We start from the raw sequence: 10815 nt of genomic DNA on the forward strand, positions 1-10815 counted from the left end.
CGGCGATGGTTCGCGACTACAACAACCGCCACGCACTGGAACAGAAACTGCGCTCTGCACCGAGGCCCGCGGCCGCCGATCACCTGATGGTCGGCCATTGGCGTGCGATGGCGACGGTTCTTGCCCGTGCCGGGCAGGCGGAGGCAGTGCGGCAGTCGATTGCTTCGGTGCCCGAGCTGTCGCTCCGTTTCTCAGGCCCCGGGGAATGGCTGGTGGTCTCCGAGGTGGAGGCGCCGAGCGGGCTCGTGCGTCGCCTCGAAGAGCTCTGCGACTGGGGCGCCTATGTCGTCGACCAAAGCGACGGGCGCGTCGTCTTCCGCCTCACCGGCCCGAACGTGCGCAGCATCCTTGCCAAAGGTATCGGCCTCGACGTCCATCCCGCGACCTTCTCGCTTGGGGGGAGTGCCAATGTTCTGTGCGGCCACATCCCGGTCAATCTCGCCCGGACGGACGAGGATACGTTTGAACTGATCGTGCCGCGAAGCTACGCCGAATCGCTCTTCGACGACCTGATGCGGATGGGGCGGGCGTTCGATCTCACCGCCGCTTTTTCAGACTGAACAGCCTTTTTCGTGAGGCTGAAAACAAATGCGGCATGAAATGCCGCAATCGGGTCGCCGATCCGCCAGCAAACGGCGGAAATGGACAAGCGCCCTTCGCAGCCGTGTCTTTATCGGCGCCGCCTTTCTGACTAGGCTGCCACCATTCGCCGCCTGCGCTTCTGTCCGGAAGGTAAGCGGTCTTGATTTTCTTCCTGACAATTTGGCCATGCCTCCGCCGGAGCATGGAAAGACGGAGTGTACGCATGAAAAGCCATGCCAAGGTCGTCGTTATCGGAGGCGGTGTCGTCGGTTGCTCGGTGCTCTATCATCTGACGAAGTTCGGCTGGACCGATGCTGTCCTGCTCGAACGGTCGGAGCTCACGTCCGGCTCCACCTGGCATGCGGCCGGCGGCATGCACACGATCAACGGTGACCCGAACGTCGCCAAGCTGCAGAAATATACGGTCGAGCTCTACAAGGAGATTGAGGAGTATTCCGGTCAGGACGTCGGCCTGCACATGACATCGGGCATGATGCTGGCGGCCACCAAGGAGCGCTTCGACTGGATGAAGTCGATCCTCGCCAAGGGGCGCTACATGGGGCTCGAGGCCGAGCTGCTGACGCCCAAGGAAGCGCACGACCTGATGCCGCTGCTCGATCCAGACCAGTTCGTCGGTGCGGTATTCGATCCGGTCGAGGGCCATCTCGACCCCTATGGCACGACGCATGCCTATGCCAAATCGGCGAAGAAGAACGGTGCGGAGATCTATCTGCACACCAAGGTCGAGGATCTGGTGCAGCGGGAAGACGGTTGCTGGCGGGTCATCACCAACCAGGGCGAGATTGTCGCCGAACACGTCGTCAACGCCGCCGGCCTCTGGGCCCGCGAGGTGGGGCGCATGGTGGGGCTGGAACTCCCGGTGCTCGCTATGGAGCACATGTATCTCATCACCGAGGATATGCCAGAGGTCATCGAGTTCAACCAGACGCGCGGCAATGAGCTGATGCACTGCGTCGATTTTGATGGCGAAATCTACTTGCGCCAGGAACGTCAGGGCATGCTGATGGGCACCTATGAGAAGGCGTGCCGTCCGTGGTCGCCGATCTCCACGCCCTGGGATTTTGGCCATGAGCTGCTGGCAGAGGATATCGACCGCATTTCGCCGGAACTCGAAGTCGGCTTCAGGCATTTCCCGGCCTTCAACAAAGCCGGCATCAAGAAGATCATCAACGGCCCTTTCACCTTCTCGCCGGACGGTAACCCGCTCGTCGGCCCGGTGCGGGGCTTGAGGAATTTCTGGTCGGCCTGCGCCGTCATGGCCGGCTTCAGCCAGGGCGGCGGCGTTGGGCTGGCGCTTGCCAACTGGATGATCCATGGCGACCCCGGCTTCGACGTCTTTGCCATGGACGTCTCGCGCTACGGCGATTTCGCCACGCTTGCCTATACCAATGCCAAGGTGCGCGAGAACTACTCACGTCGCTTCTCGATCCGTTATCCGAACGAGGAGCTGCCGGCGGCAAGGCCGCTGCTGACGACGCCGATCTACGACCGGCTGAAGGCTGCCGGCGCCGTCTTCGGCGCGTCCTACGGGCTTGAAACGCCGCTGTGGTTTGCACCCGAAGGCGTCAAGGACGCCTTCTCCTGGCGGCGCTCGACCGACTTCGAGACGGTGGGCGCGGAGGCCCGGGCCGTGCGCGAAGGCGTCGGCCTGATGGAGACATCGGGCTTTGCCAAATATGCGATCACGGGTGAGGGCGCTGAAGCCTGGCTCGACCGGCTGCTCGCCTGCCGTATTCCGCAGGTGGGGCGCATGACGCTGGCGCCAATGCTGAAGGACGACGGCAAGCTGATCGGCGACTTCACGCTTGCCAAGCTCGGGGAGGAAGACTTCCTGCTGATCGGCTCCGGCATCGCCGAGGACTATCACATGCGCTGGTTCGAGGCGCATCTGCCTGAGGACGGCTCGGTTTCGCTGAAGGCGCTGAAGCTGGAACTGGTTGGCCTGTCGATCGCCGGGCCGAAGGCGCGCGACGTGCTTGCCGGTCTCACCCATCTCGACGTCTCCGACGCCGCCTTTCCATTCCTGGACATCCGCCGGATGGACCTCGGCATGGCGCCCATGATCGTCGGCCGTGTGAGCTACACCGGCGATCTCGGCTACGAGATCTGGATGAAGCCCGAATACCAGCGCTATCTCTTCGAGCTGCTGATGGAGAAGGGGGCAGCGTCCGGGATCCGGCTGTTCGGCCTCAGGGCGCTGAATGCGCTGCGCGTCGAGAAATCCTTCGGCAGCTGGGCGCGCGAGTACCGTCCGCTCTATGGCCCGGTCGAGGCCGGCCTCGGCCGCTTCATCGCGACCGGCAAGGACGCGGACTTTATCGGCAAGGTGGCTGCAATGAAGGAGAAGGCGGACGGTGGTGCGCTGCGTCTCAGGACCTTCGTCCTCGGGGCCAGGGATGCCGACGTCATCGGTGACGAGCCGATCTATCTCGACGGCGTCGTGCGCGGATGGGTGACATCGGGCGGTTATGCGCACACGAGCGGCGTTTCGGTGGCCATGGGTTACGTACCGAAGGAGATCGCTGATCGCAGCGATGGCTGGTCGATCGAACTCCTGGGCGAGATTCTGCCGGCACGCCTCCAGGCGAATCCCTTGTTCGACGCAAACGGGCAGCGGATGCGCACCTGAGCGGCGAAGCAGCGCCCAGCCTGGCCATTCGGTGGCCAGGCTGCCACGCGGATCCCCCGCGCATTTGCGACTAAAGTTGATGATTTTGCGGGCGGAAGCTGCGGAAGTTTTGGTTTTTCTGGCTCTAAAAGCGTCAAATCGATTTTATCGAGGAAGTTTTTGCCGAAGTCGCGTTTTTTAGCTTTCCTTTTCGTTTGAAAGAGGTATGGAATCGACCAAACACAGTGCTCAACAATGAGCTTAAAAAACAAGAGACCGGACCTTTAAGGATCTGGTCCAGGGGAAGATTGATGGAGTATTTCGTCCAGCAGCTCGTCAACGGGCTGACTCTTGGGTCTATTTATGGTATGATCGCAATTGGTTATACCATGGTCTACGGCATCATTGGCATGATCAACTTCGCCCACGGCGATATCTTCATGCTTGGCGGTTTCGCCGCTTTGATTGTCTTTCTGCTTCTCACCTCATTTATAGCAGGCGTGCCGGTTGTACTTGCGCTTTTGCTTATGATGGTCGTGGCTATGCTCGCGGCGTCGCTGTGGAACTGGACGATCGAGAAGGTGGCCTACCGGCCACTTCGCGGGTCATTCCGGCTGGCGCCGCTGATCACCGCAATCGGCATGTCGATCGTGTTGTCGAACTTCATCCAGGTGACGCAGGGACCGCGCAACAAGCCGATCCCGCCGCTCGTCTCGTCCGTCTATGAGGTTTTCGGCATCTCCATTTCGCTGAAGCAGATCATCATCATCATCATCACGGCGATCCTGCTTTCCGTCTTCTGGTACATCGTCAACAGGACGCCGCTTGGTCGTGCACAGCGCGCCACCGAGCAGGATCGCAAGATGGCGGCTCTGCTCGGCGTCGACGTCGATCGTACGATCTCGGTGACCTTCATCATGGGTGCGGCACTCGCTGCTGTCGCGGGAACCATGTACCTGATGTATTACGGCGTGGTCGTTTTTACCGACGGCTTCGTTCCCGGGGTCAAGGCATTCACCGCCGCCGTTCTCGGAGGCATTGGCTCGCTGCCGGGCGCTGTTTTGGGCGGACTTCTGATCGGCCTGATCGAGTCCCTGTGGTCGGCCTATTTCACCATCGACTACAAGGACGTTGCGACATTCTCCATTCTCGCAATCGTTCTGATCTTCAAGCCGTCGGGTATTCTCGGACGACCGGAAGTCGAGAAGGTATAATTCAATGGCAAACATTGCTTCTACAACTGCAAGCGCCGGCACTGAGGTGACGGCGCGGGCCCTGCGCGAGTCTGTCTTCGCGGGCCTCATCACGCTCGGACTGTTCGTGCTGTTCGTCGGCCTCAAGACCGACCAGAACATCCGCAACGAGCTGATCCTGACACAACGTTGGGGCCTGCTGGCGATCTTCGTGATCATCGCCATGGTTGGCCGCTTCCTCATGGTCGCCTATGTCCAGCCGCGGCTTGCCCAGCGAAAGGCTGCCAAAGCGGCGGCGCCGGAAGTTGCCAAGGAGGAAAGCTTCTTCAGCCGCAATTTCTCGACGATTGCGATACTTGCCTTGATCCTTTATCCGCCGGTCATCGTCGCGCTAACCGGTGTTCAGGGCTCGCTGAAATGGGTGGACAATTTCGGCATCCAGATCCTGATCTATGTGATGCTCGCCTGGGGCCTGAACATCGTCGTCGGCCTCGCCGGCCTGCTGGACCTCGGTTACGTCGCTTTCTACGCAGTTGGTGCCTATTCCTACGCGCTGCTCTCCACCTATCTGGGCCTGTCCTTCTGGGTGTTGTTGCCGGTGGCCGGCCTCCTCGCCGCCTGCTGGGGCGTGGTCCTCGGCTTCCCGGTGCTTCGTCTGCGCGGAGACTATCTGGCGATCGTCACGCTTGCCTTCGGCGAAATCATCCGTCTTGTCCTGATCAACTGGACCGAGGTCACCAAAGGTACGTTCGGCGTGTCCGGCATTGCCAAGGCAACGCTGTTCGGCATCAAGTTCGATGCCTCCAAGGATGGCTTTGCCGCATTGATGGGGCTGCCGATCTCGTCGGTCTACTACAAGATCTTCCTATTCTACCTGATCCTCGGTCTTTGCTTGATCACGGCTTTCGTGACGATCCGCATGCGTCGGATGCCGATCGGGCGCGCCTGGGAAGCGCTGCGCGAAGATGAGATCGCTTGCAAGTCGCTTGGCATCAACACGGTTACCACCAAGCTGACGGCTTTCGCCATGGGCGCCATGTTCGGCGGCATCGCCGGGTCCTTCTTCGCGGTACGCCAGGGCTTCGTGTCGCCCGAATCCTTCGTGTTCCTCGAATCCGCAGTGATCCTCGCGATCGTCGTCCTCGGCGGCATGGGGTCGCTGACGGGCATTGCGATCGCAGCGATCGTCATGATCGGCGGTACCGAAATTCTGCGTGAGCTTGACTTCCTGAAGGCCGTCTTCGGACCGAACTTCACGCCGGAACTCTACCGCATGCTGATCTTTGGCCTGGCCATGGTCGTCGTCATGGTCTGGAAGCCGCGCGGCTTCGTTGGATCGCGTGAACCGACCGCGTTCCTGCGCGAACGCAAGGCCGTCTCCGGCAGCTTTACCAAGGAAGGGCATGGCTGATGGCCCTCGAGACCACGACGATGACAATGACACAAGATCCCATTCTCAAGGTTGAGCACCTGTCGATGCGCTTCGGCGGTCTGATGGCCATCAACGACTTCTCTTTCGAGGCCTATCGCGGTGACATCACCGCGCTGATCGGCCCGAACGGGGCAGGCAAGACGACAGTATTCAACTGCATCACCGGTTTCTACAAGCCGACGATGGGTATGATCACGATGAAGCAGAAGTCCGGAAAGGAGTATCTCCTCGAGCGGCTGCCGGACTTCGAGATCACCAAGCATGCAAAGGTGGCGCGTACGTTCCAGAACATCCGGATGTTCTCCGGCATGACCGTGCTCGAGAACCTGCTGGTCGCGCAGCACAACAAACTGATGCTGGCGTCGGGCTATACCGTGCTCGGGCTCCTTGGATTTCCTGCCTACCGGCAGGCCTCCAGGGAGGCGACTGAACTCGCCAAGCATTGGCTCGAAAAGGCATCGCTGATCGACCGGGCAGACGACCCTGCCGGGGACTTGCCCTACGGCGCGCAGCGGCGGTTGGAGATTGCTCGTGCCATGTGCACGGGACCGGAGTTGCTGTGCCTCGATGAGCCTGCGGCTGGCCTCAATCCGCGCGAATCGCATGCCCTCAATGAACTTTTGCAGGGCATCCGCAGCGACACCGGCACCTCCATCCTGCTGATCGAGCATGACATGTCCGTGGTCATGGAGATATCGGACCATGTCGTCGTGCTCGAATATGGGCAGAAGATCTCCGACGGCACCCCGGATTTCGTGAAGAACGATCCAAGGGTCATCGCGGCCTATCTGGGTGTCGAGGATGAAGAGGTTGAACAGGTGATCGAACAAATCGAGGAAATCGAAGGCGGGCAGGGAGGCACCAAGCAATGACTGCGCCGCTGCTGCAAGTGAAAGCCGTCGAAACCTACTACGGCAACATTCGGGCGCTGAGCGGCGTCGATGTCGAGGTCCATCGCGGAGAAATCGTTTCGCTGATCGGTGCCAACGGCGCGGGCAAGTCGACATTGATGATGACGATCTGCGGCAGCCCGCAGGCGCGCACCGGCACGGTGATGTTCGACGGCCATGACATCACGCGCCTGCCGACCCACGAAATCGCGCGTATGAGGATTGCCCAGTCGCCGGAGGGACGGCGCATCTTCCCGCGCATGACGGTTTTCGAAAACCTGCAGATGGGGGCGAGCCTCGACAACCTGAAGCATTTCGACGAGGACGTGGAAAAGATCTTCAGGCTCTTTCCCCGGCTCAAGGAGCGTAAGGCACAGCGCGGCGGCACGCTGTCAGGCGGCGAGCAGCAGATGCTCTCGATCGGCCGCGCGCTGATGGCCCGGCCGAAACTGTTGCTTCTCGACGAGCCGTCGCTTGGTCTCGCGCCGCTGATCGTCAAGGGTATCTTCGAAGCGATCAAGAAACTCAACAAGGAGGAAGGCCTGACCGTCTTCCTCGTCGAGCAGAACGCCTTCGGCGCGCTCAAGCTTTCGGACCGCGGCTATGTGATGGTCAACGGACGGGTGACGATGAGCGGCAGCGGCAGGGATCTGCTCGCCAATCCGGAAGTGCGCGCGGCCTATCTCGAAGGCGGCCGTCATTGATCGCCCGCATCTGGAGCAAGTGACATGCAGGGAATTCTCTACGAAGAAGCGTCGATCTGGCAGTTTCTTTTCATAAGCTGCGTGCTTGGCGGCTGGACCGCCTGGCGCACGGGCAAGAGCGTGGCCGAAAGTTGGCATAACGTTCCGCGGCTGCTGCTCTACGTGGCGTTGCTCGGGCTGGCGATCCGTTTCATCCATCACGCCCTCTTTGGCGGTACGATGTTCAGCCTGCAATACTATATCGTGGACACGATCGTGCTTTTGTTGTTTGCTACCGTAGCTTTCCGGTACTACCGGACCAAGCAAATGACCAAAATCTACTATTGGCTCTACGAGAAGGCTTCACCTTTCTCCTGGAAGACCAAATAAAGGGAACAGCGCGTGCCGGTCCGCCGCGGCCGGTGCGAAGGAAACACCGGCGCAACTATGGTGGGCATTGCGCAGGTTGATAACGAGACCCGCTCGAATATTTGGGAGTAACAAGAATGAAAAAATCTCTTCTGTCGGCCGTTGCGCTGACGGCGATGGTCGCCTTCAGCGGCACCGCCTGGGCTGATATTCTCGTTGGTGTCGCCGGCCCGCTGACTGGCCCGAACGCCGCCTTCGGTGCGCAGCTCCAGAAAGGTGCCGAACAGGCCGCTGCCGACATCAACGCCGCTGGCGGTATCAACGGGGAACAGATCAAGCTTGTGCTCGGCGACGACGTTTCGGACCCGAAGCAGGGCATCTCGGTCGCCAACAAGTTCGTCGCTGACGGTGTGAAGTTCGTCGTTGGTCACTTCAACTCCGGTGTGTCGATCCCGGCATCGGAAGTCTATGCCGAAAACGGCATCCTGGAGATCACGCCGTCTGCGACCAACCCGCAGTTCACCGAGCGCGGTATGTGGAACACGTTCCGCACCTGCGGCCGTGACGACCAGCAGGGCGCAGTAGCCGGTGCCTACCTTGCCGCCAACTTCAAGGACGCGAAGATCGCCGTCATTCATGACAAGACCCCCTATGGTCAGGGTCTTGCTGATGAAACCAAGAAGTCGATGAACGAAGCCGGCCTCACCGAGGCCCTCTATGAAGGTGTCAACATCGGCGACAAGGACTTCTCGGCTCTGATCGCCAAGATGAAGGAAGCCGGCGTTTCGGTCGTCTACTGGGGCGGTCTGCACACCGAGGCCGGCCTGATCATGCGCCAGATGAAGGACCAGGGTCTTAAGGCAACGATGATGTCGGGTGACGGTATCGTTTCGAACGAACTGGCCTCGATCGCCGGCGACGCCGTCGACGGCACGCTGATGACCTTCGCGCCGGATCCGCGCAAGAACCCCGCTTCCAAGGAACTCGTCGAGAAGTTCCGTGCTGCCGGCTTCGAGCCGGAAGCCTATACGCTCTATTCCTACGCTGCTCTCCAGGTCATCGCAGAAGCTGCGAAGGCTGGCGGCACGACCGATGCGCAGGCGGTTGCCGAAGCGATCAAGGCCAAGGGTCCGTTCAAGACTGCGATCGGCGAGCTCGGTTATGACGAAAAGGGCGACATCACCCGCCCGGACTACGTCATGTACACCTGGAAGAAGGGCGACGACGGCAAGTACACCTACTTCCAGAACGAGTAGTTCTGATTTCGGACCTTGCGTCCGATCTGTTAGGCCCGGCGAGCGATCGCCGGGCTTTTCTTTTTGGCGAGGCCGAGAGCATAACGCTTTCAAGTGGAACTGCTGGAAGCGGAAGGATGCTCATCTAAGCGATGGGGCTTTGGCGCAGCGATTGGCTATTTCAGCAAGGTGTCTCGCAGTGACGAGACCTCGGCGCGCAACCGCTCGAGATCATCGGCGCCGAGTTTTGTTGCCTCCGTGAGGCCGCGCGGCACATCGACCGCCTTCCGGCGCAGTGCCTTGCCCATATCGGTCAATTGCACTCGGACCTGCCGCTCGTCCGTCTTATCCCGCACGCGGGCGATGTAGCCGGCCGCTTCGAGGCGTTTCAGCATCGGGGTGAGTGTGCTCGATTCCAGGAAGAGCCGTTCGCCGAGGCTGCCGACGGTCTGGTCGTCCTTTTCCCACAGCAGCACCATCACGAGATATTGCGGGTAGGTGAGGTCGAGTTCCTCCAGCAGAGGCTTGTAGATGCGCGTTAAGGCGTGGTTTGCGGAATAGACTGCAAAGCAGAGGAAACTATCGAGCGTCAGCATCGCATCGTCATCTTTGAGTTCGGTGCCAGTCATCGTTCTCTCCTGTCATTTCCTTAAAATAAATCGTTCGCGATATAATCGCAAGGTATTGACAGGTGTGCGATCGCAATATAAAGATTTGTGCACGATCTAATCGATGGCGATTTAAATGCGAATATATCGCGCACGATTTAATCGCTAGTTATTTGCCGGCAGCGCGGCATGGCCGCAGGGAAGAAGGAGCGTTTCCATGAGCAAGGCAGTCAGCAAGACCGAAACCAGCGGCATCTCCCGCCGTGATGTCCTCTCGGCCGCTTTCGGCGCTGCGGCGACCGCTGCAGCCGTATCGGCCGTCAACAGCCCGGCCAAGGCCGCCGACACGTCCGTGGCCAGCGGCAAGCAGTCGGTCGCCGGTTCGCAAGGTGGGGGGATTTCGGGCAGCCGCATCATCACCCGCGATGGCGTCGAGATCTATTACAAGGACTGGGGTCCAAAGGATGGCCCGGTCGTCGTGCTCAGCCACGGCTGGCCGCTGTCGTCGGACAGCTGGGAAGCGCAGGCCTTCCACCTCGCCGCCAATGGCTTCCGCGTCATCACCCATGACCGCCGCGGCCATGGGCGCTCGTCGCAGCCCTGGGACGGCAACGACATGGATCACTACGCCGACGACCTTGCCGATCTGATCAACGCGCTCGATCTGAAGGGCATCTTTCTTGCCGGCTTTTCCACCGGCGGCGGCGAGATCAGCCGCTATATCGGTCGGCACGGCACGGGCCGTGTCGCCAAGGCCGGTTTGATCTCGGCGGTGCCGCCGCTGATGGTCAAGACCGACAAGAACCCCGGCGGCCTGCCGAAGGCGGTGTTCGACGGGCTGCAGGCGGCAAGTCTGAAGGATCGCTCGAAGCTCTACCGCGATATCGCCTCGGGTCCGTTTTTCGGTTTCAACCGCCCGGGTGCGGTCGCCTCTCAGGGCATGATCGACAGCTTCTGGTTGCAGGGCATGATGGGCGGGCACAAGAACACCTATGACTCGATCGTCGCCTTCTCGCAGACAGACTTTAGCGAGGACCTGAAGAAGTTCGACGTGCCGACGCTGATCATCCATGGCGACGACGACCAGATCGTGCCGATCGATGCGGCCGCCAGAGCTTCGAAGACGCTGGTGCCGCATGCCGAGCTCAAGGTCTATGCCGGCGCGCCGCACGGCATCACCGACACACACAAGGA

10 protein-coding genes are annotated in these 10815 nt (G+C 60.6%); 9 read left to right on the forward strand and 1 reads right to left on the reverse strand.

The features are described from left to right. The first annotated feature begins 5 nt into the window (after positions 1–5). The 8 genes from BLU35_RS29235 to BLU35_RS29270 all read left to right on the forward strand — a co-directional run bounded on the left by BLU35_RS29235 (position 6) and on the right by BLU35_RS29270 (position 9034). Positions 6–560 (forward strand): sarcosine oxidase subunit gamma, encoded by a 555-nt coding sequence (locus BLU35_RS29235; RefSeq protein ID WP_093235649.1) that lies wholly within the window; start codon positions 6–8, stop codon positions 558–560. Positions 561–805: 245 nt separating this feature from the next. After that, entirely contained in the window at positions 806–3232 is a 2427-nt protein-coding gene (locus tag BLU35_RS29240) for a GcvT family protein (protein ID WP_093235650.1), read from the forward strand. A 290-nt stretch (positions 3233–3522) separates the two neighbouring features. Further along, the gene (locus BLU35_RS29245) at positions 3523–4425 is read left to right on the forward strand and encodes a branched-chain amino acid ABC transporter permease (protein WP_053248038.1); all 903 of its coding nucleotides are present in this window, start codon (positions 3523–3525) and stop codon (positions 4423–4425) included. A 4-nt stretch (positions 4426–4429) separates the two neighbouring features. Further along, on the forward strand, positions 4430–5815 hold the full coding sequence (gene livM / locus BLU35_RS29250; protein WP_057249022.1) for a high-affinity branched-chain amino acid ABC transporter permease LivM: 1386 nt from the start codon (positions 4430–4432) through the stop codon (positions 5813–5815). After that, positions 5815–6708: an ABC transporter ATP-binding protein gene (locus BLU35_RS29255; protein WP_057249023.1), complete on the forward strand. Its 894-nt coding sequence runs from the start codon at positions 5815–5817 to the stop codon at positions 6706–6708. The genes livM and BLU35_RS29255 overlap by 1 nt, the downstream gene beginning before the upstream one ends. Then, positions 6705–7430, forward strand: coding sequence for an ABC transporter ATP-binding protein (locus BLU35_RS29260; protein WP_057249024.1), 726 nt, complete (start codon positions 6705–6707; stop codon positions 7428–7430). The genes BLU35_RS29255 and BLU35_RS29260 overlap by 4 nt, the downstream gene beginning before the upstream one ends. Positions 7431–7454: 24 nt before the next feature. After that, on the forward strand, positions 7455–7799 hold the full coding sequence (locus BLU35_RS29265; RefSeq protein ID WP_057249025.1) for a DUF6867 family protein: 345 nt from the start codon (positions 7455–7457) through the stop codon (positions 7797–7799). A gap of 116 nt (positions 7800–7915) precedes the next feature. Further along, complete coding sequence (locus tag BLU35_RS29270) at positions 7916–9034, forward strand: branched-chain amino acid ABC transporter substrate-binding protein (RefSeq protein WP_058320754.1); 1119 nt, start codon at positions 7916–7918, stop codon at positions 9032–9034. Positions 9035–9189: 155 nt separating this feature from the next. Here the strand turns inward: BLU35_RS29270 and BLU35_RS29275 are convergent, their stop codons facing one another. After that, complete coding sequence (locus BLU35_RS29275; RefSeq protein WP_057249027.1) at positions 9190–9642, reverse strand: MarR family winged helix-turn-helix transcriptional regulator; 453 nt, start codon at positions 9640–9642, stop codon at positions 9190–9192. Positions 9643–9838: 196 nt separating this feature from the next. On the opposite strand from BLU35_RS29275, the gene BLU35_RS29280 reads away from it, so the two are divergent. Continuing rightward, on the forward strand, positions 9839–10815 hold a 977-nt coding region (locus BLU35_RS29280), incomplete at its 3' end, for an alpha/beta fold hydrolase (protein ID WP_093235651.1).

The organism is Sinorhizobium sp. NFACC03, from assembly GCF_900103435.1.
Classification (GTDB): Bacteria; Pseudomonadota; Alphaproteobacteria; order Rhizobiales; family Rhizobiaceae; genus Ensifer.

Coding starts and splice junctions, on each gene's coding strand:
- BLU35_RS29235 (WP_093235649.1), top strand. CDS start 6: ATGGTTCGCGACTACAACAACCGCCACGCACTGGAACAGAAACTGCGC.
- BLU35_RS29240 (WP_093235650.1), top strand. CDS start 806: ATGAAAAGCCATGCCAAGGTCGTCGTTATCGGAGGCGGTGTCGTCGGT.
- BLU35_RS29245 (WP_053248038.1), top strand. CDS start 3,523: ATGGAGTATTTCGTCCAGCAGCTCGTCAACGGGCTGACTCTTGGGTCT.
- livM (WP_057249022.1), top strand. CDS start 4,430: ATGGCAAACATTGCTTCTACAACTGCAAGCGCCGGCACTGAGGTGACG.
- BLU35_RS29255 (WP_057249023.1), top strand. CDS start 5,815: ATGGCCCTCGAGACCACGACGATGACAATGACACAAGATCCCATTCTC.
- BLU35_RS29260 (WP_057249024.1), top strand. CDS start 6,705: ATGACTGCGCCGCTGCTGCAAGTGAAAGCCGTCGAAACCTACTACGGC.
- BLU35_RS29265 (WP_057249025.1), top strand. CDS start 7,455: ATGCAGGGAATTCTCTACGAAGAAGCGTCGATCTGGCAGTTTCTTTTC.
- BLU35_RS29270 (WP_058320754.1), top strand. CDS start 7,916: ATGAAAAAATCTCTTCTGTCGGCCGTTGCGCTGACGGCGATGGTCGCC.
- BLU35_RS29275 (WP_057249027.1), bottom strand. CDS start 9,642: ATGACTGGCACCGAACTCAAAGATGACGATGCGATGCTGACGCTCGAT.